Raw genomic sequence first — 20,429 nt, forward strand, 5'->3', positions numbered from 1 at the left:
AGGGAGCGGGGGGGCATTCATGATGCGGCTCCCCGCTCCCGGGAAGGGCGCGGAAGACCGGCATGATCTTATGGGAGGTTGGCCGGTCCGCCGCACGCCTTACGCGCGATGTTTTACGGCATTAACGCCGCCGAGGGCGAAGCGGACCACGTGGTCCACGAAAGCTTCCACATCAAGGCCCAGACCGGGCCGGTTTGGCGTCAGGCGGTCCAGGATAGGCTGGGTCAGAAGGTGGTCGAGCATGAGAGCCCAGATGTTCGAACTGCAATAGGCCAGCGTCTGTTCCGGCGTGCCCGGGCCGAGCAGCTTGCTCAGGATGTCGCGCAATTCATTGGCGCGCGGCTGGACCTGGTGCCGTGCGATAAGGTCGAGGTTGTGGCTCGGTTTGGCCATTTCTCGGAGGAAAATCGCCCACTTCTGCGCGATTTGCCCGGTGCTTTGGGTGTAGATCTCTTCCGCCAGCCCCTTGACGAACTTGTGCAGCCGCTCTTCGGGGGGCAGGTCCCTGTCGTCGCTGGAAATCCACTCTTCCCCCTTGGGGAAGATCTCTTCGAGCACGGCCGCATACAGGCCGTCCTTGCTGCCGTAATGATAGTTCACCGCCGCAACATTGGCCTTGGCCAGGCCGCAGATGTCCCGCACCGTGGCCGAGTCGAATCCCTTGTCGGCGAAAACCTCCATGGCGGCGAGCAAAAGCGCGGTTTTGGTATTGACGTCGGGGGAATCGTTCATAATTAAGGGCCTACGGGCGTAAAATACGCAGTAAAAAAGCTTGAAACATATGTTTGACGAATTCTATTCATGAGTGGAGTCGGCAAGTCAAGGGTTTTCCCCGGAGCCGATTGTTTCGCGAACAACCGCAAGGAGCGTGGAAGTGGAAGTCATCTTAGCCGAAACCGCGGGGTTCTGTATGGGCGTGGACATGGCCCTGACCAAGCTCGACCAGCTTGTCGCCGAGCCCGACGGCCATCCCATCTACATACTCGGACCCATCATCCATAACCCGCAGGTGCTCAAGCGCTACGCCGACAAGGGCGTGATAATGGTTCACGATCCCGCCGAGGTCCCGGCCGGGGCGCACGTCGTCATCCGTGCCCACGGCATCACCCGCCAGGTGGAGGAATCCCTGCGCGAACGGCAGGTGCTCATCAAGGACGCAACTTGTCCCCGGGTCAAGAAGGCGCAGTTGCTCATCGAGCGCAACACCGCGGACGGCGGCAAGCTGCTTCTCTACGGCGAGGCCGACCATCCCGAGGTGGCCGGTCTGGTCAGCTACGCCGGGAACGGCCATTTCGTCTTCGGTTCCGCCGAAGAGTTGGCCGGATACGAGCTCACTCCGGGGGAGCGGTATGTCCTGGCCGCCCAGACCACCCAGGATCGGGTGGAATTCGAGGCCATCGCCGAAAGCCTGGCCGGGCGGGGCGACCTGGACGTCGTCGTGCTCGAAACCATCTGCGACGCCACCAAGCTGCGCCAGACCGAAGCCAAGGAATTGGCGAAGAAAGTGGATTTCATGGTCGTGGTCGGCGGGTACAACAGCGGCAACACCCGCAGGCTCGCCAAGGTGGTCACGGAACAGGGCACGCCCTGCAAGCACGTGGAGACCATGGAAGAACTGCCCATGAACGAACTCGCGGGCTACAAGCGCATCGGCGTCACCGCGGGGGCCTCCACTCCCAGGCTCCTCATCGATGAGGTTCTTGCCGGTCTCAAGGCGCTGTAAGGACGACGCTTCCGGGCCTGTTGACCGACGATCGGAATATTCTTGCGGGGGGCGGCACTTCGTCTTTCGCGGCGGGGCATCCTGGCGCGAAAAAGGGGTCAGGCGGTCCCGGGCCGGGTCTGTTCCGGGAGCTGTCCCTGACCCCGTTCGGGACGGTTTCGACATCTCAGCCGCGTTGCAGGTACCGCCGGCCGCAGTGGAGGGCTTGGGTCCGGGGAACGCGACTCTCCTGGTGCGATGCCGGTAACCGTCAGCAAGGGGAGGAGTGCCGTTTTCAGGCGGCCTGTGCGGCCGTTGGTTCGAACATACCTTTTTGGCCGGATAGTGGTATTATATTTTCATTGTCCTCGGGTGTCTGATCCGGGGGAAAAACAAAAAGGTTGTCCGGTTTGTGCCAAGGGCATACCTTGACCCGGTACGAATGTGACAACAAGGAGTCGGATATGGATTTCAACAAGGTCCTGGCAGATCTGAAAAAGGAGCCCGGTTTCGCCGAGAACGTGGGCATGATCCTGGTGCATAACGGCGTGGTTCGGAGCTGGTCCCGCAAGGGCCGCGAAGAAGTGGTGGCCATCGACATCACCCCCGATTTCGAGAAGATGGAGGAAATCCGTCAGGAGATCGAGGCCCGCGAAGGTATTTTCCGCGCCTGGTGCCACGCCAACTCGGGCCACATGAAGCCCGGTGACGACGTGCTTTTCCTCATCGTGGCGGGCGACATCCGTGAAAACGTCAAGCCTGCCCTGGCCGACTTCCTTGACCGCGTCAAGGCCGAGGCCGTGTCCAAGAAAGAAATCTTCGCGTAGGACGCCATGCACAAGAACCTTGAGGACATCCACGGCCGCGAGGTCAGCTACATGCGCATCAGCGTGACCGACAGGTGCAACCTGCGGTGTACCTACTGCGCGGGCGAGGGGCTGGACTTCATCCCGCATCCGAACATCCTGCGTTACGAAGAAATATTGGAGCTCATGGGCATGGCCCGGAACCTCGGGGTGCGGAAAATCCGGTTCACGGGCGGAGAGCCCTTCGTCCGGAAGGGTTTCGCCGATTTCATGGTCGCTGCGGCCGAACGGTTCGGGGACCTGGATTTGTGCGTGACCACCAACGCTACCCTCATAGGCGAACACGTCGAACGGCTGGCTGCGGCGGGTATCAGGCGGGTGAACATCTCCCTGGACTCCCTGAATCCCGAGAAGTTCAAGGCCATCACCGGCCGCGATCATTACGCCGTGGTTCGGGAGAACATCGACCGTTGCCTGGCCGCGAACATGGCGCTGAAGATCAACGCCGTGGCAATGAAGGGCGTCAACGACGATGAACTGGGCGATTTCATCGAGTTCGCCCGGACCCATCCCGTGGACTTCAGGTTTATCGAGTTCATGCCCGTGGGGCTGGAGACCGGCTGGGATGATTCCCGCGTCTGGACCGCCGCCGAAATCCTGGCCGAGGCCCGTCCCTATGCCGAACTGATCCCCGTGACCGAGCCCGGGGCGCGGCGTCGCGGCCCGGCCCGCATGTACAGTATCGAAGGCGGCCTGGGCCGCATCGGGCTGATTTCCCCTTATTCCGACCACTTCTGCTCCACCTGCAACCGGCTGCGCATCACCTCGGACGGCAATCTGAGAACCTGCCTCTTTTCGGACAGGGTCTACCGGCTCCGTCCCGCTCTTCGCCATCCGGCCCTGGGCATGGAAAAGGTCGAGAAGATCATCCGGCTGGCCGGAAAGAACAAGCCCATCGGCAATGAGCTGCTGCGGAAGATGCGCGCCGCCGATCACGGCGTCTGCAAGACCCGCATGGCCTCCATCGGCGGGTAGGAGAGCCTTTTCGGCCGCGGGCCGAAGGACACGCTATCAATGAAGAGGGCCTCATCGGAATTCGATGAGGCCCTTTGTCGTTGTCGGCGTGGTGCAAGCCGGTCCGGCCGCCTTAGTCGATGCCCAGGTCCGCCCGGTGTTTCGGCACGCCGGTCTTGCCCTCGGGTTTGGTGTCGCGGTCGAGGAGGAAGACGCGGTCAGTCAGGTCCGGATTGCCGGTGATGACGTACTGCTTGACGGCGTTGGCCCGCCGCAAGGCCAGTTCACGGAGCATCTCGTCCGTCACGACGATCCTGTCGCGGATGAACTTTTCCATGACGTCCACGGGCTGCCGGTCAGTGACGAACAGGGTGGTGGGCTTGACGCCTTCCTCGTCCGGCTCGTCGGCGTACGCCTCATAAAGCATGTCCTCGTATTCTTCCGGGGCGACGACGATTGCGTCAACCGTGGTCTCGGCCCGCTTGGAGCGCGGCAGGTCGTCGTATTTGGCCTGCCTGACCTTGTGTTCGAGAATGGCCTGAACCAAGCCGTTCGTGTCGGCGACGGGGTCGTAAACCCCATCCACTTCAAGCTTGAGCTTTGGGCGTTCCGTAAGAGCCTTGACGACCGTGTCGAGCTTCTCCGTGCCCTGCGCGCTCAATGCTGCCCGGCCCGGATCGAAGACTACGAAATCCATGTTTTCCCCGCCTCCGAATATGGAGCCGATAAGGGAAAACGGCGATGTCAGGGCCTTGAAGAGCAGGTTGATGATGGCCTGGAACACGATGCCGCCGATGCGGAAGTTCGGGTCGTCCAGCCTTCCGGAGACGGGCAGGTTGAGCTGCATGTCGCCGTTGGAGTCCTGGAGCAGGGATAGGCCGAACTCGACCGGGATGTTGGGCGCGTCGGGCCGTTTGTCCTTCTTGCCCAGCTTGAGCTGCTCGATGAAGAACTTGTTCTTGGCGTTGAGGACCCAGTCCTCGGTCTTGAATATCACGTCCGCGTATAGCCGCCCCTTTTCTATGGGGTAGGCCAGGTTCTTGAGGGTGTACGGGGTCAGGGGAACCAGCTCCATGCCGTTCACCGAAATGGTCAGATCGGAGTAGATCGGCCTGACCAGGGGGTTGAGCACGCCGGTGACCGCCACGGGCGTCGGGCCGAGTTTGGCCTTGAATTCCACCTTGGGACGCGCCTCCGCGGTCTGGCCGATGTCGGTCAGGACAAGGTTCATGTCCGTGGTCTCCGTGGCATAGGCCGGGTGGATGCTGTCGTCTCGGAATTTGACCGAGCCGTTCTGCATACCGATTTTGCCCACGGTCAGGGTTTCGAAAAACGGCTTCTCCTCGGCGGCTTCGGCTTCGGTCTTCGCCTCGATGGCCGCGACCTCGGCCGGGGGAACCGGGGCCGGCGCGTCGGGTCCGGCCGCTGCGGAATCGGCGGGCGGCTGCGGGGGCTCGGCCAGGCGCAGGGCGCGCCGTATGTTCAGTCTGCCGTCCTTGTCGAAGTGCACCAGGGCGCGCGGGCCGTTCAGGTTGATTTCGCCCACGGACAGGGACATGGGGGCATTGGCGAAGGTGACGCCCTTGACGTCCAGGCGGTCGATGCCCGCCATTTCGGCGTCGTCGAAGGTGGTCTTGACCTTGAGCCCGGTCAGGGCCGTGTCGCCCCTGGCCGTGTACTTCGGTGTCTCGCCCCCGGTGAACGCATAGGAGATGTTGGCGTGGGCCGCGCCGTCCGAGATCAGCAGTTCGGTGTCCTCGGCCAGGTAGCCGTCCAGCGGCCTGAGGCCGAGCTTGTCGACCCGTATACCGCCCGAGGAGGCGAGCGGGTCCAGGGAGGCCCGGCCGTTGGCGGAAAACCAACCCCCGCCGGACCAGCCTCCGCTCAGGGAGTAGGGCATTTGCGCGCCCTTTTCCGTCGTGAAATCGGCCATGTCCAGTTTGAAGTTGCGCACTCCAAGCCGGGCAGGGTGCTCCAGGGCCAGGTCGCGGAAGTCGGCGGCTCCCTCCTCCACCACGAGGTGGCCCAGGGTGGCCTTCCAGGGTTCTTGGCTTTCGCCGTTCCCTTCCGTCTTCACCTCGTCGGCGGGAGAGTCTTCGGCCGTTTGGCCCATGTCCGCGAAAATCTTTTCCAGGTCCAGTCGGCCGTCCTTTTCCCGTATCACTTTGACCGAGGGCGCGGTCAGTTTGATCTCGGCCACGCCGATTTCGCGGGCCGCCAGATCGAGAGACGCGCCCGATACGTTCAGCGTGTCCATGGTGAAGCTCGGCTCCTCGGCTTCCGGCTTGCGTACGGCCAGGCCCGCCAGGCTGGCGGTTCCGTTTTGCACGGTCAGTTGCGGAGCGCCGTCGGCATCGCGGTAGTCGATGTTCACGGAAAAGCCGAGGGAACCGGAATCCACCAGCAACGGCTGGAATTCATTGATGTAGGGACCGTAAAGGGGCACGTCCAGGTCCTTGCCGGAAAGGGTCAGTTTGGCCGTCGGCGGGTCCACGGTGGCCTCGCCGTTGATGTAGATGAAGCCCTTTTCCCCGAAGGAACCCTTGACCACGGTGGTCTGAGCGGCGCGGGTGGTCAGCCCCTCCACATCGATGTCGAGCTGCCGGAAGGTGTGTTGGAAGCCGTTTTTGACCTGCTTGTCGGTGAAATCAATGGTGCCGTTGTTCAGTTCGAATTTACGCAGGTCCAGAACGAAGGCGGCGTCCGTGTCCGCTTCCGTCTTGACCTTGGGGCCGGTGGCCCCGGCCTGGGAGCCGGGGAAATATCCCGCCCAATTGATTTCGCCGCCGTCCCGGCGCACGACCTTGAAAAACGGCTGCTCCATGGTCACCTGCTTGACGACCAGGGCGTTGTCTCTCAAGGAAAAACGCTCCATCTCGAAGGAGAGTTTCTTCATGGTGAGGACGGAACCGTCGCCGGGGGTGGTCAGCTCCAGATCGGTAAGGCTGCCGCCGCCGCCGAGGAAGAACCTGATCCGCTGGCCCTCGGGCCGTTCGAAGAACAGGGAGAAATCCGAAGTGAACCGGCCCTTGCTCAACTGGAGCGGAGTCTTGATGGGGACGTACTTCCAGTATTGGCGCAAATCCACATCCACGGCCCCCAGCTCGAATTCCGTTTGCAGGGTCTTGTCGAAGGGCAGGGTCTTGCCTTTGAGTTCCACGGGGTCGCCGTTGACCACCGCCTTGAACATGGGCTGGGTGAATTCCTTGACCTGGTCCGTGAAGCTCGACGTAAACGGGACCACCAGGTTGATGTCGGATATGACGTGCTTTTTTTCGCGGGGGCGGTCGTCGAAGGTGATGGTCGAGTTGGTCATCTCGAAGCCGTAGAGGGCGAAGGGGAAAATAGCTCCCTCTTCCTTTTGCTCTTCGGCGTCTTCCGGGGTGCCCAGGAGGTCGGAGATGGAATATCGGCCGTTCCCGTAGAAGGTCAGGTTTACATTCAGGTCGTCCAGCTTGAGATAGCCGATGACCGGCGCCAGTTTCCAGATGGTGGCGATGCCGGGCGCGGCCATCATGTGGCCCAGGGAGATAAGGTCGCCTTCCTCCTCGCGGTTCTTGACGCGCAGCCCGGTGATCTCCAGGTGGAAGTTGAGCGGGTTGAAATAGATTTCCTCCACCTGCGCTTCCCGGTCGAGGATGCTTCGGGCTTGCGAGGTCAGGACGGATTTCATGATTGGCGGCACGGCGAAGAAGCCGAACAGGGTATAGGCGGCGAACGCGGTCAGCAGCCAGAAAACAATCCGTCGCAGGCGCGGAGTGCCTATTTCGATTTTGTCGAGGAAAGCGAGCATATTGAGTCCATCCAGGGGGTAATTGGTTCCGACGCCGAATGAGTCTAGCGCAAAATTACCGGAGAATCCATATATCCCGGACTAAATGAAGGCGCATTGCGCGGGGAGTTTCACCCCGGTTCGGTGTTGACGGACGGCCTTTCATTCTACGGTATGGAAAATACGGATTTTGTTGCCATATTGTGGAAATGCGGTGTATGTTGCAATCAAATGCAAGTGCGCCCGCGGGGTTTCTGAACCCGGCCCGAGGTTCCCCGGGCGCTCAACTCCTACCGGAGCGGAACCATGTCCGACGACCATTATTACCAGGGTTTGGCCAGGAGCATGATGTTCACCATCATCCTGGTTTCCTTCGCTCCTCTTTTCATCGTCGTGCTCATCGCCGGGTACCAGTACAGCGTCGCCTACGAAGAGAAGGTCGAGGCGCATCTGCGGGAACTGGTCCTCAAACATGACCAGACCATCGATGCCTACCTGGACGAGAAGGTTTCCGAAATTCGGGTGCTGGCCGAGGTCATCGATCTCGGCGGCCTGGCCTCGCCGGAAGGGATCAAGTCCCTGCACGACGCGCTCGGCCGGGGGCACGGCTCGGATTTCGTGGACCTGGGGCTCATCGACGAGAACGGCATCCAGGTCGCCTATTCCGGCCCGTTCCAACTTCAGGGGCTGGACTATTCCGGCGAGCCGTGGTTCCAGGCCGTGCGCGAGAACATGGTTCACGTCAGCGACGTGGGGCTGGGAATGCGCGGCGTGCCGCATTTCATCATCGCCCTGCGTATGCGGGCCGACGGCCGCGAATGGGTCCTGCGCACCACGCTGGACTTCATTACCTTCAACCGGCTGGTGGAAAATATCCGTATCGGCGAGACGGGCATGGCCTATATCATCAATTTGCAGGGCGAGTTCCAGACCACCCCGCATCGGGACATGTCCGCCGAGGTCCCGTTCCTGCGCGAACTCGCCCGGTCCATCTCCGGGAGCGCCGATCAGGTGCGCGGCAAGGCCGCAATGGCCGTCATGGACAATCCCGCCACGGGCCGCGAGACCATCTTCGTGACCAGCCAGATCAAGGGCGGCGACTGGCTTATGGTCTACCAGCAGGATTCGGCCGACGCCTTCGCCACTCTGAACCGTAGCCGTGATCTCGCCATCGTCATCCTGTTCATCGGAGGCGCGGCCATCTCGGTCATGGCGTGCCTCATGAGCCGCCGGATGGCCCGCAAGGTCGCCCGGGCGGACGCGGCCAAAGACATCATGAACGAGCAGTTCATCGAGGCTGGCAAGCTGGCCAGCGTGGGCGAGCTGGCGGCGGGCATCGCGCACGAGATCAACAACCCCGTGGCCATCATGGTCGAGGAGGCGGGCTGGATTCAGGACTTGCTCGAGGAGGGGCTCTCCAGGGGCGACAACGAGCGCGAGGTCCAGCGGGCGCTCAACCAGATCCGCACCCAGGGCGCGCGTTGCAAGGAAATCACCCACAAGCTTCTTTCATTTGCCCGCAAGATCGATCCCACGGTCATGTCCGTGGACCTCAACGAACTGATCCGGGAGATAGCCGAGCTGTCCTCCCAGCGGGCCAAGTACGCCAACGTGGTCATCGAGACCAGCCTGGGCGACAACATCGCGCCCATCAAGGCGAGTCCTTCCGAAATGCAGCAGGTGTTCCTCAACCTGGTCAACAACGCCATCGACGCCATGGACCCGGGCGGGGGTAGCCTGGACATCAGCACCCGCCAGGAAGGCGACACGGTGCTGGCCCTGGTGTCGGACACCGGGTCCGGCATTCCCGAGGCCAACCTGTCGCGTATCTTCGATCCGTTTTTCACCACCAAACCCGTGGGCAAGGGGACCGGTCTGGGCCTGTCCATCATCTACGGGATCATCAACAAGATGGGCGGCAACATTTCGGTGGACTCCGCCGTGGGCAGGGGCACCACCTTCACCCTCCGTCTGCCGGCCGGCGCGGCTGGGGACGCCGAGGAATTTGCGGCCGTACGGATGTAATGAGCATACAACCAACAGGAGGGCGACATGCCTGCTAGAGTATTGCTCGTCGATGACGAGAAAGGGTTCGTGGATACCATGACCAAGCGCCTTGAGAGCCGCGGCTTCACCGTGGGCGTGGCCTATGACGGGCCGCAAGCCCTGGCCGCGCTGGACAAGGCCGGAATAAACTTCGATGTGGTCGTCCTGGACGTCAAGATGCCGGGAATGGACGGCAACGAAGTGCTTAAGCGCATCAGGGGAGATTATCCCCTTGTTGAGGTCATCATGCTCACCGGCCACGCCACCGTGGAATCGGCCATCGAGGGCATGAAGGCCGGGGCCTTCGACTACATGATGAAGCCGTGCGAACTGAGCGAGCTCATCGACAAGATCGGCGAAGCCTACGACAAGAAACAGGCGCACGAGGACAAAATCCTCGAAGCCCGCGCCCGGCACATCGAGTTGCGCAGGGGAGACTAGGGGGGAGCCATGGTTGATACGCCCATCCGCGTCCTTCTGGTCGACGACGAGCTCGGCTTTCTCGATGTGCTGGCCAAGCGCATGGGCAAGCGGGGCTATGCGGTTACGACCGCGGGCAGCGGGGCCGAATCCATCCGGGTGCTCCGGGACCATGATTTTGATGTTGCAGTCCTTGATCTCAAGCTTGAAGATATGGACGGTATCGAGGTTTTGCAGATAATGAAGAAAATGGTGCCGGAACTGCCGGTCATCATGCTTACCGGCCACGGTTCGGAGCAGGCCGCCAGGGAAGGCGTCGAGTCCGGCGCCTTCGACTACCTGCTCAAGCCGTGTGATTTGGACGACCTCCTCGAAAAGGTCGGGGAGGCCGTGGCCGGTTAGTCGGGAACGACAACGAAGAATCGGGAGTGGCCATGGCCGACATAAAAGCGCTCCTTGTGGACGACGAGGAATCTTTTCGCAACACGCTGTGCAAGCGGCTTTCCCGCCGGGGGATGACCGTGGAGCAGGCGGGCTCGGGCGAGGAGGCCCTGGAACGCCTCAAGACCTACCAGCCGGACGTAATCCTGCTCGACGTCAAGATGCCCGGCATGGACGGACTGACCGCCCTGCACAAAATCAAGGAAGTCGATCCGCTGGTGGAGGTGGTCATGCTTACCGGCCACGCCAGCATGGAGATAGCCATTCGGGGCATGGAACTAGGAGCTTTCGACTACCTGATGAAGCCGGTGGAGTTCGAGGAGTTGCTCTACAAGCTCGAAGACGCCTCCAGCCGAAAGAAGCGGCATGAGGAGCGCATCGCGGCCCGGGCGAAGAGTTAGTGATTTTCGGTCCGTACCCTGCTAGAAGCAGATGACCCTGTGACCTTGACTTAGACGCTTTCCAGAGGACGACATTTCATGGGCCTGTTCGATTGGCTGCGGTTCCGGAAAAAGGAAAAGACCCCCGAGGAGCGGGCCGAGATGCGCCGCGTCTTCGCCACCCGCTACGACCACTTCCGGCTGCTCATCCAGGCCAACACCCGCGCCCATGAACTCATGGGCGAGCTGGAGGAGGCCCTCCGAGGCTTCACCCCCTACGGGATGCATTTCGTGCGGACTCTGTGCACGCGCATTTCCACATCCATCTACCAGATGGTTCGCCACCTGGGCGAGCTGGAGGAGAAGGGCCACGATGATCTTGTGGCGGCCATGCAGGCCATCAACGAGCGCATCATGGAGGAGCTGGAGCCCGACGTCCATGCCGTGGGCGGCGAGCTGGTCATCGACCTGGCCGAGGTCAACCGCGACCACGCCGACCTGTGCGGCCCCAAGATGGCCATGCTCGGCGAGGCCGGGTCCAACCTCGGGCTGCGCATTCCTTCCGGCTTCGTCATCACCGTGGCCGCCTATCAACAATTTGCCCGGAACCAGGGGCTCGGCGCCGAGATCGATCGGCTTATTCAGACCATGGCCGGGGACGACCGGGAGTCCGTTTTCCAGATTTCGTCGAGCATCATGCAGCTCATCATGGATACCCGGCTGCCCGACGATCTTGCCGCGACCATACTGGACGCCTACGACAACCTGGCCGCGAAGCTCGGTTCGCCTCCGGATTTGGCCGTGCGGTCAAGCGCGCTCGGCGAGGATATCGAAGGTTCTTCCTTCGCAGGGCAATACAGGTCGGTGCTCAACGTGGACCGCGCTTCCTTGCTCGATGCCTACAAGGAAGTCGTCGCCTCCAAGTACTCCCGCCAGGCCATGGCCTACCGGCTCAGCCACGGCATCCGCGACGACGATGTGGCCATGAGCGTCGGCTGCATGACCATGGTGGAGTCCGTTGTCGGCGGCGTGGCGTATTCGGGCAATCCGGTGAACGTGCGCGACGATCGCATCTCCATCAGTTCGGTCTGGGGACTGCCCAAGCCTGTCGTGGACGGCACCGCCGGAACCGACGAATTCATTGTCTCCCGCGATCCCCTTCGTCTGGAAGAGGTGCATGTGGCCGAGAAAACCGACATGTACGTCTGTAGCGACGGCGAGGGCGTATGCCGGGAGAAGCTTACAGAAGATAAGGCCTCCCAGCCTTCCCTGACCGAGGAGCAGGCCTTGCTCGTGGCGCGTGAAACCGTGCGCATCGAGGAGCATTTCGGCACGCCCCAGGATATCGAGTGGGCCATGAGCCCGGACGGGGCCTTTCATCTACTCCAGTGCCGTCCGCTCATGCGTGTCTCCTCGGGCGAGCACAGCACGCCGTCGGCCAACCTGCCCAAACCAGTACTCTCCGGCGGCAAGACCGCCAGCCCCGGCGTGGGCGTGGGACCGGCTTTCGTCGTGCGCAAGGATGTGGACGCTCTCAGCTTCCCCGACGGCGGCGTAATGATCCTGCGCCAGGCTCTGCCCAGCCGGGCGGCCCTTCTCGATCGCGCCAGCGCGCTCATTTCCGAACAGGGCGGCATGGCCGGACATCTGGCCAACGTGGCCCGCGAGTTCGGCGTCCCGGCCCTGTTCGGGGTCAAAGGCGCCGTCAGCCGTTTCGAGAACGGCCGGATTCTCACCGTGGATGCGGAGGGAAGGGCCGTGTACGAAGGCGCGGTGGAGGCCTTGCTCAAGGAGCATACCCGGCAGCGGATCATGCGCGGCAGTCCGGTGCAGGGCGCTCTGCGCAAGGCGGCCCGCCACATTGTCCGTCTCAATCTGACCAACCCGGAATCCCCGGAATTCAAGCCCTCCAACTGCCGGACCCTGCATGACGTCATGCGTTACTGTCACGAGCGGGCCGTGAACGTCATGTTCGAGTTCGGCACTCACGACGACTACATCGAAGCCGCCAGCCGCCAGCTCATCTGCGACGTGCCCAAACAATTCTGGATTCTCAATCTGGACGACGGATTCTCCCCCGAAGGCCAGGAGCGCAAGGACCGCTGCATTCTTCTGGAGCACATAGTTTCCTACCCCATGCAAAAGTTATGGGAGGGGATGCAGGCCGTGCCGTGGGAAGGCCCTCCGCCGGTCCACGGCCGAGGACTCATGTCGGTCATGTTCGAGGCCACCATGAACCCGGACCTCGTCCCGTCCACCGGGACCCGCTACACGCAGAAGAACTATTTCATGGTCTCCAAGAATTACTGTTCCCTGCAATCGCGCTTCGGCTTTCATTTCTGCGGCGTCGAGGCCCTTGTGGGCGACCGGGTTAGCGAAAACTATGCTTCCTTCCAGTTCAAGGGCGGGGCCGCCAACATGGAACGGCGCATCCGTCGCGCCCGTTTCGTAGGCGATCTCCTGGAAATGTTCGACTTCCGCGTTCGCGTTCGTCAGGACAACATGTTCGCCCGCGTGGAAGGGCTCGATCGGGAAACCATGGGCCATCGACTCAAGATCATCGGCTACCTCATTACCCATACCCGCCAACTCGACATGATTATGTCGGACGAAAGCGCTATCGCCCGCCGCCGAGATCGGTTTCTTAACGACTTCAAGCTGTTCGACGATCCGCCCGCTGAAGGGGAGTAAGGGAGAGTGCCTCCGGCGGCCGGGGGAAGGGGAAAGGGAAACCCTTTGAAAAGGGTTTTCCCTTTCCCCTTCCCCCGGACCCCCATCCCCTTTTCCTTCCTAAACTTTTTGGGCCGCTTCGCGGGTTTTCACGACGTTGTGTCGGTCTGTCGTCCGAAAGTCGGCCATGTCGCGTTCGCTTGGCCTCGCCGAAGGCGTGATAAGAAGCTTTGAAAGGGAGTCCAGAGGGGAAACTTTCCCGAAAGTTTCCTCCTCTGGCCGCCGGAGACATTCCTTTCAATCTTCTGTTCTCAAGTCGGCCATGTCGCGTTCGCCCGGCCCCGCCGAAGGCGCGATAAGAAGCTTTGAAGGGGAGTCCAGAGGGGAAACTTTCTCGAAAGTTTCCTCCTCTGGCCGCCGGAGGCATTCCTTTCAATCTTCTGTCCTCAAGTCGGCCATGTCGCGTTCGCCCGGCCCCGCCGAAGGCGCGATAAGAAGCTTTGAAGGGGAGCCCAGAGGGGAAACTTTCTCGAAAGTTTCCTCCTCTGGCCGCCGGAGGCATTCTCGATCAAAGGCGCAAAAAAAGGCGGCTCCCCGGGGGGAGCCGCCTTGTATCAGCAATGGGCAATGCTACTTTACGTGGCATTCGCCGCAGGCGACGGGGCCTTTGCCTTCATTTTCGTGACAGCCCTGGCATTGCAGGTGGTAGGCACGCATGAGCGGGGTGCCGCCATCGTCGCGGACTTCGGCGTGGCAGGAGCTACAGGGCTCGCCCTCGGAGGATTCTTCGAGGTTCTGGGTGCCGTCGTCGTTTTTGGAGTGGTGGCAGACCACACAGTCGTCCAGGCCGGCCTTTTCGTTGTGGGCATCATGGACAAAGGGCACGCGGGGGCGTTCGAGCTTGGCGAAGCCGTCGGCGGGCACCTCGGTCATGTCGTCCTGGGAAAAGGCCGTGGGGGCCATGTAGGCGACGACCAGCAGGATGACGGTCAGCATGGAGGCCGCAAGCGTGAAGGTGTTCTTTTTCATTGCGTCCTCCTAGACTTCCGGTTTTTCCATCAGTTCGTAGATGATGTCGCTGATGAACTTACCGTGCATCCCGAGATCATAGTAACCGATGATGTCTTCGATGCCGCCGTGACAGTTGTGGCACGGAATGACGATGTCGTGCACGCCGGTCGCCTTGAGCTGTTCGGCTTTGACGCGGTTGCCGGTCATGCGGGTCTTCTTGAACGGCGGCCCGCAGTTGATGACGCCGCCGCCTGCGCAACAGCAGTAGTTGTGCTCGCGGTTGGGGGTCATTTCGACCACTTCCTTGCACAGGAAGTGGACCACGTCGCGGAGCTTGTCCATGAGGCCTCGGCCGCGGATGATGTTGCACGGGTCCTGAATGGTCACCGGGTTTTCGTACTGGTGGGTGATCTTGATTTTGCCTTCGTTGATCAGTTCCCAGTAGAAGTCGATGGCGTGGATGACCGGAACCGGCATCTTCTTGTGGCCGAGCCAGCGGTTGCCCATGTCGTAGACGGAGCGGAAGGCGTGGCCGCATTCACCCATGACGATGCGCTTGACGCGCAGCTTCTGGGCGGATTCGTAGTGGGCGCGTTTGAGGCGGCCCATATTTTCGTAGTCGCCGACGAACATGCACATGTCCGAGTTGTCCCAGCCCGGATGGGAAGGCATGGTCCAATCCACGCCGGCCGCGTTCATGATGGCCGCGGCCTGGTAGATGAGCTGGGTCCGGAACTTGGGTTCCGGGGCGATGACGGAGTAGTAGATTTCGGCCCCTTCCTTGTCCAGGGGGATGCGCAGGTCCGGGAACTCGTCGCGGGCCTCGTCCTCCTGCCACTGCAGGGAGTCGATCCACTCGTCGTCCTTGACCCACATCTGGTTCATGGTCGAGGCGTGGGAGTGGGCGGTGTCGCGGATGTACTGCGGGACCACGTCCAGCAGGTAGCAGATGCGGCGCACCATGGACATGATGTAGCCGGTGTCGATGCCGATGGGGCAGTAGTGGGCGCACCGTTTGCAGAGGTTGCACTCGGTGTAGGCCATCTGGGCCATTTCGTAGATGCGCTGGGGCGAGACCTTGCCCTTCTTGTCCATCAGCTCGTACATGGTCTTGCTAGCCTTGTTCACGGGCGAGTAGCTCGGATCGGCATCGTGGGACATGTAGAAGTGGCAGCCCTGCGAACACAGGCCGCACCTCATGCATGTTTCTTTGTAGGCCCGGAGTTTGGCGCCGGTTTCACCTTTGAGAGTCCGGTTGACCACCTCTTCGATTTTCTCGGTGGTCAGCGCGGCGACGCCTGCTTCAAGGCCGACGTCGGATATGATTCTGTCAGCAATGTGACTCATTGTTCGTACCTCGCGTTACTGTGATGGTTTGGCCTACCAGTCATTGGCATGGCGGACGCCGCCGAACTCGGAACCCATGTACGCCCTGGTGAAGAGGACGAACAGCGCGTGGCTCAGGCGGGTGAACGGGATCAGGGCGATCAGCAGTTCCCCGGCGAGTACGTGCAGGGTGGTCATGAACAGGACCGGGCCGACCTGATGGTAGGCCAGGACGCCGGTGATGAACGGCAGGGCCACGAGGACCAGGGCAAACCAATCCTGGCAACGGGTGACGCCTTTGACGTGCGGCAGGGCGAGGCGGCGGTACGCGAAGACCGCGCACCCGGCCAGGGCCACGAAGCTGATGATGTCGCCGAACTGCGAGGGCAGGCTCGGAAGGTTGATGCCGAACGCGGTGTTCCACATGACGACGTGTCCGCCCAGGAAGATGGCGACGAGCAGGAAGCAGAGGTGGAAGATGAAGGTCGTGACGGTCATCAGGGGGTCGGACTTCCAGCCCATGGACTTGAACGGAATCATCCACATCAGGATGGAGCGAAGTCCGTAGTACCAGCTCATGTAGGCGATAGAGGAGCCGTCCTTGGCCTTGGCCAGTGCATACATGCTTACAAGACGGTAGATGGAGCCGAGGACGAAGACGCCCCAGGCGACCCAGGCGAGGGGGCCGGTGACGAAGACGTAGAAATCAGTCATATCTGCTCCCCTCCCTTAGAAGTTGCACACTTCCGCGACGATGCGGACGAAGCTGTTGTTCTCGATGGCTCGGATCAGCACCTTGGTCCCGTCTTCGCTGAAGATCGGGGGCCAGACGGCGTCGAAATCGCGCTCGAAGGACTTGCCGTTGACCAGAATCCGGAACCTGCCGTTCTTTTCCACCTTGGCGGCGGCAGCCTTGGAATCCGGGGAGAACACCACAGGCCAGGCCATGTCGTAGGTGCCGGCCCAGGGAGTGCCGTCCACCACGATGCGGAAGTCCTCGTTGTAATTGGAGGCCAGAATCGCGCCGCGTTCGCCGTTGGGGCTGATCACCAGGTCGGACACGGTGGGGAAGGTCTCGTCCCAAGGGGCGTTGTTCACGCAGGCGGTGAACTGACCGTAGCTGGTGGCCACGATGGCCCACAGCTTGTCGCCGGAGGCGTCGTAGGTGAGCTGCAAACACTGGATATAGCGGGGTTCCCACAGGGTCTTGGCGTCCTTGTCCACGCCCCATTTGCCCGCCACGCGGACCGGAGCGGCCACGCCGCCGTCCTTGGGACAGAAGATCGGCTCCCAAACCTGGGTGTAGCTCTTGTCCCACGGCTTGTCGTCCACGGTGACGGTGTGGGCGTAGACAGTGGTCCGGCAGGTGGCGGCGACGGAGTCGCCTGCGTCGTTGAAGACCGGGTTCCAGATGTTGACGTAGCGGCCCTTCCAGGCCTCGCCGTCCACGGCCACGGTGTAGACGCCGCGCTTGAACCCTTCCAGGTCGGCAGCGCCCAGGCTTTCAGCCTGAACCACGGCGGCGGTGTGCGAACCGTCTTTGGCGAAGGCGGGCTGGTTGGCGTTTTCGTACAGGGTTTCCCAAGGCTCGCCGTTGACGCTCATGCCATACTGTTCCATGGTTTTGGTCATGGTGGCGATGACGGAGCCGTCCTCACTGAACTTGGTGTCCCATACGTAATCGGTGGTCTCGCCCATGGCTTCGCCGTCCGCTACCAGGACCCATTCCATGTCCTGCTGGCAGATGGCGGTCAGGCGGCCGTCCGGGGAGAATTTCGGATACCAGATCTTTTCGAACGTGGCTTCCCATACCGAGTCGTTGACTCGAACGGTGAATTCGCCGTCGCCCACCTTGACGATGGCGGCGATGGTCTCGCCGTCAGGCGAGGCGTACGGCTCTTCCTGCCATTCGTGTCCTTCGAGAGGGGAGAGGGATTTAACGACCGTTTTTTGGCCGGGTTCCCAATCCCAAGAGGAGATTATTCCCATAGCACCCCCTTGTGTTGTGACACCGCTCCCAGCGGGAGCGGCAAATAGTCATCCCGCCCGAAGGCGAGATCGTTCATTCAACGCGGGGTCGTGTTCGTCAAGCGGCGTTCGCTTCGGGTCATCCCGGCAGGGGTCACAGGATTGCAGACGCCCGGCGGGGTCTGCTGCGCGCAGTCCGGCGGGTGTGACTGAATCCATGGGATGACCCGTTGCAGGGTTGTGAAACCCGTCTGGAACGATCTGCCCGGGGATCGCCGCCTATGACGATTTCGACGCCCAAGGATTCGAGGTGGTCCGGCGGACAATGCCGCACGGACCCGGAAGTGCATCCCTTCCCGAAGTGCACCCTCGATTCCGTTGCTGATACCAGCTGTGGCCCTTGGTCAAAGAGACGGCCGGGCGGTAAATGTTCATACATTTCCAGGTATTTCCGACAGTCCGCAACCTCTTGGCCTGAGACAGAGCTATGTATAAGCACATGGCAAGAAAATAGTCCATTCTTTTCAGAGTTAAATGGGTATTCCAGACTAGTTCGGTTCGTTATTGGAGAGCAAAAATGAACAAACGGCTCTGGAATAGGCCGTGCGGCGGGGTTGGAAGGCGTTTCCTCCTCGTTAAGGAGGTTTTTAAATGAGTTCGTTGAGGTTTCGGCCCAGAAAAACGGCACGTGATTATCATACTCGTCAGGTTTGAAAAAAAATGATAAAAGGCTATCCTGACGGCACGAAATGGATATTTAACTGTTACGACGAGTTGTGGAGGGCAATATGAAAAAATTATTGGCTGTTTTGACCATCATATGCTGCTTCGGCGTGACCGCCGCTTTTGCCGTGGACGGCGGCGAATTGTATCGCACGCGCTGCGCCAAGTGTCATCGCGACGGAAGCGAATCCTCCAAGGCGGGCGGCGACGCGGTCCTGAAGGGACAATCCGCCCAGGAGATCGAGATGAAGCTCAAGGGTTACGTGGACGGGACCTATGGCGGCAGCAAGAAGAAGACCATGGAGCGCCTGCTCACCAAACTGTCGGCCGACGACATCAAGGCCCTGTCCGATTACATCGGCGCCATGTAGGCCCGAGCGGCGAGGCTCCGAATCCCTCCGCCCCTGTCCGTCATCTTGCCTGCCGCCTCCTGCGGGGCGGCGGCGGGGATGACGGCGGGGGTAAATCCACGGCTGCGCGGAAGGCTGCCGATCTCGGTGCGGCCTCGCGGCCTCGGGCATTTCTGTTTGGCCGGAGCAGCCGTGATGTCGGGCTAGACGCCCGGAATAGGCAGCGTGACGGTGAAGACGCTGCCGACGCCCACCTCCGACGAAGCCGAGATGCTTCCTCCGTAGTGCTCGACGATGTGCCTGCAAATGGGCAGGCCCAGGCCCGTGCCGCGCGGCTTCCCCTGTTCCCTGCATTCGCTTTGGTAGAATTTCTGGAAGATGAGTTCCAGTTCGTCGGCCGGGATGCCTTGGCCCGTGTCACGGACCTCTATCCGGATCTTGTTCGGCGAGGCCTCGGCCGCGATCCGTATTTCGCCGGACGCGGTGTGCTTGTATGCGTTTGACAACAGGTTGAGGAGCAATTGCTGCATTCGGTCCGGGTCGAAAGGCAGGGGCGGCAGCGTGCCCGGGATTTCCGTTTCAAAGCGCACCGATCCGTTGTTTTCGAACTGCGGCTGCATGGTCCTGGCCGCCCGTTTGATTTCGTCGGCAACGTTGAGCAGCGTGTCGCGCCATTCCATCTGTCCCGCCTCGATCTTATTGATGTCGAGCAGGTCGTTTATGAGTCTTGTCAGCCGGTCGCCTTCGACGGCGATGACTTCCAGGTTGGCCAGGATGAGGTCGCTCTTGTCCTTCATGCGCAGTTCCTCGGCATGGGGGGCGAAGTACTTGGAAAACGCCTTGTTCACCAGCTTCGAGAACCCGAGCACTGCCGCCAGCGGCGTACGCAGCTCGTGGGACGCCGAGGACAGGAAGGCTGAGCGCTGGTTGTCCAGGCGGACGAGTTCCCGGTTGGCCTCCCGCAGCTCCATGGTCCTGACGGCCACTATCTGTTCCAGTTCGTCGTGGGCTCGGGCCAGCAGACGCTCGGCGTTCTTGCGCTGGGCTATCTGGCCTTGGAGCATTTCGTTGTTGCGCTTGAGCATCCCGGTCTGCAACGCCACCTCCCCGAGCAGGGCGTTGTATTCGGCGACCACTTCGCCGAGTTCGTCGCGACTCTCCCAGACCAGGGGCCTGCGCTCTTCGTTGCGGGCGTTCTCCCTGAGGGATATCTTGAGCCGGTGCAGGGGGCGGCCCACGATAAAATGGAGGACCAGCCATGTGGCGGTCATGACGACCGCCAGGAGCACTCCCGCCGGTATGAGGTCGTCGTAGCCGCGCTGCCTGAGATCGGCAGCGAGTTGGTCGGTATGGTATTGAACCTCCAGATTGCCGATGGTCAGGAGTTCTCCACCCACATTCCGGGTCAGCGGTTTCACGGCCGTCAGAAGGGAGTGTTCCGGGTGATCGTCCCCTTCGCCTTCCCGGAAGAGTTCCCGCCCTTTGGCGTCAAAGAGAATGATGCGGTGGAGGTCGTGGTTGTCCAGGTAGCTGCGCATCAGGGTTTCCAGCACGTCTTCCTGGAAATTCCATACCGGGCCGCTCAGCTCGGCGGCCTTGCTGGCCGTGAAGACTTCGAGCTGGTTCATGAGAGCGGTTGTGCCCTGCATCTTGATGCGGGCCGTGTAGAAGGAGAAGAGGATGATGCTGGTGGCGAGGAAGACCAGCAGCACCGGCAGCAGGATTTTCACGCCCAGAGAAACGGGGAAGGCTTCGGGAGGGCCGAGCGGAGACAGATTCAGACGGCGGCGTGTCATGGGC

General features: G+C 61.5%; 16 protein-coding genes. 9 read left to right on the plus strand and 7 right to left on the minus strand.

The window, feature by feature from the left end; all coding sequences use genetic code 11:
- Positions 1-99: 99 nt before the first annotated feature.
- Positions 100-732 carry a TetR/AcrR family transcriptional regulator gene (locus tag PSN43_RS12875; protein WP_272701141.1) on the minus strand — a complete coding sequence of 211 codons (633 nt, stop codon included), beginning with the start codon at positions 730-732 and terminating at the stop codon, positions 100-102.
- A 142-nt stretch (positions 733-874) separates the two neighbouring features.
- On the opposite strand from PSN43_RS12875, the gene ispH reads away from it, so the two are divergent.
- From ispH to moaA, 3 genes are all read left to right on the plus strand, one after another.
- Positions 875-1,723, plus strand: a complete 849-nt coding sequence (ispH, locus tag PSN43_RS12880; protein ID WP_272701142.1) for a 4-hydroxy-3-methylbut-2-enyl diphosphate reductase — start codon at positions 875-877, stop codon at positions 1,721-1,723.
- A gap of 443 nt (positions 1,724-2,166) precedes the next feature.
- Complete coding sequence (locus PSN43_RS12885; RefSeq protein ID WP_272701143.1) at positions 2,167-2,529, plus strand: molybdenum cofactor biosynthesis protein MoaE; 363 nt, start codon at positions 2,167-2,169, stop codon at positions 2,527-2,529.
- Positions 2,530-2,535: 6 nt separating this feature from the next.
- Entirely contained in the window at positions 2,536-3,543 is a 1,008-nt protein-coding gene (gene moaA, locus PSN43_RS12890; RefSeq protein WP_272701144.1) for a GTP 3',8-cyclase MoaA, read from the plus strand.
- A 112-nt stretch (positions 3,544-3,655) separates the two neighbouring features.
- Here the strand turns inward: moaA and PSN43_RS12895 are convergent, their stop codons facing one another.
- On the minus strand, positions 3,656-7,315 hold the full coding sequence (locus tag PSN43_RS12895; RefSeq protein WP_272701145.1) for a DUF748 domain-containing protein: 3,660 nt from the start codon (positions 7,313-7,315) through the stop codon (positions 3,656-3,658).
- Between the two features lie 285 nt (positions 7,316-7,600).
- Here PSN43_RS12895 and PSN43_RS12900 point away from each other — a divergent pair, with 285 nt between their 5' ends.
- The 5 genes from PSN43_RS12900 to PSN43_RS12920 all read left to right on the plus strand — a co-directional run bounded on the left by PSN43_RS12900 (position 7,601) and on the right by PSN43_RS12920 (position 13,272).
- Complete coding sequence (locus PSN43_RS12900) at positions 7,601-9,319, plus strand: sensor histidine kinase (RefSeq protein WP_272701146.1); 1,719 nt, start codon at positions 7,601-7,603, stop codon at positions 9,317-9,319.
- Positions 9,320-9,346: 27 nt separating this feature from the next.
- The gene (locus PSN43_RS12905; protein WP_272701147.1) at positions 9,347-9,781 is read left to right on the plus strand and encodes a response regulator; all 435 of its coding nucleotides are present in this window, start codon (positions 9,347-9,349) and stop codon (positions 9,779-9,781) included.
- A 9-nt stretch (positions 9,782-9,790) separates the two neighbouring features.
- Positions 9,791-10,162 (plus strand): response regulator, encoded by a 372-nt coding sequence (locus PSN43_RS12910; RefSeq protein ID WP_272701148.1) that lies wholly within the window; start codon positions 9,791-9,793, stop codon positions 10,160-10,162.
- Positions 10,163-10,194: 32 nt separating this feature from the next.
- On the plus strand, positions 10,195-10,602 hold the full coding sequence (locus PSN43_RS12915) for a response regulator (protein WP_272701149.1): 408 nt from the start codon (positions 10,195-10,197) through the stop codon (positions 10,600-10,602).
- Positions 10,603-10,680: 78 nt separating this feature from the next.
- Positions 10,681-13,272 (plus strand): PEP/pyruvate-binding domain-containing protein, encoded by a 2,592-nt coding sequence (locus PSN43_RS12920; protein WP_272701150.1) that lies wholly within the window; start codon positions 10,681-10,683, stop codon positions 13,270-13,272.
- 609 nt (positions 13,273-13,881) lie between these two features.
- On the opposite strand, the gene tmcA is transcribed toward PSN43_RS12920, so the two are convergent.
- From tmcA to tmcD, 4 genes are read right to left on the minus strand one after another with little or no spacing between them, the layout of a single operon-like run.
- Positions 13,882-14,280 carry an acidic tetraheme cytochrome c3 TmcA gene (tmcA, locus tag PSN43_RS12925; RefSeq protein ID WP_272701151.1) on the minus strand — a complete coding sequence of 133 codons (399 nt, stop codon included), beginning with the start codon at positions 14,278-14,280 and terminating at the stop codon, positions 13,882-13,884.
- A 9-nt stretch (positions 14,281-14,289) separates the two neighbouring features.
- On the minus strand, positions 14,290-15,609 hold the full coding sequence (gene tmcB, locus PSN43_RS12930) for an electron transfer complex ferredoxin TmcB (RefSeq protein WP_272701152.1): 1,320 nt from the start codon (positions 15,607-15,609) through the stop codon (positions 14,290-14,292).
- A gap of 33 nt (positions 15,610-15,642) precedes the next feature.
- Positions 15,643-16,302, minus strand: coding sequence for a TmcC family electron transfer complex membrane anchor subunit (tmcC, locus tag PSN43_RS12935; RefSeq protein ID WP_272701153.1), 660 nt, complete (start codon positions 16,300-16,302; stop codon positions 15,643-15,645).
- 15 nt (positions 16,303-16,317) lie between these two features.
- Positions 16,318-17,577 (minus strand): electron transfer complex subunit TmcD, encoded by a 1,260-nt coding sequence (tmcD, locus tag PSN43_RS12940; protein ID WP_272701154.1) that lies wholly within the window; start codon positions 17,575-17,577, stop codon positions 16,318-16,320.
- Between the two features lie 767 nt (positions 17,578-18,344).
- Between tmcD and PSN43_RS12945 the strand changes: the two genes are divergently transcribed.
- Positions 18,345-18,650, plus strand: a complete 306-nt coding sequence (locus tag PSN43_RS12945; protein ID WP_272701155.1) for a c-type cytochrome — start codon at positions 18,345-18,347, stop codon at positions 18,648-18,650.
- A gap of 182 nt (positions 18,651-18,832) precedes the next feature.
- Here PSN43_RS12945 and PSN43_RS12950 read toward each other — a convergent pair whose 3' ends face one another.
- Complete coding sequence (locus PSN43_RS12950) at positions 18,833-20,425, minus strand: sensor histidine kinase (RefSeq protein WP_272701156.1); 1,593 nt, start codon at positions 20,423-20,425, stop codon at positions 18,833-18,835.
- Between the last annotated feature and the right edge of the window lie 4 nt (positions 20,426-20,429).

The sequence above is a fragment of the Desulfovibrio sp. Fe33 genome (genome assembly GCF_028532725.1).
In the GTDB taxonomy this organism is placed as follows: domain Bacteria; phylum Desulfobacterota; class Desulfovibrionia; order Desulfovibrionales; family Desulfovibrionaceae; genus Pseudodesulfovibrio.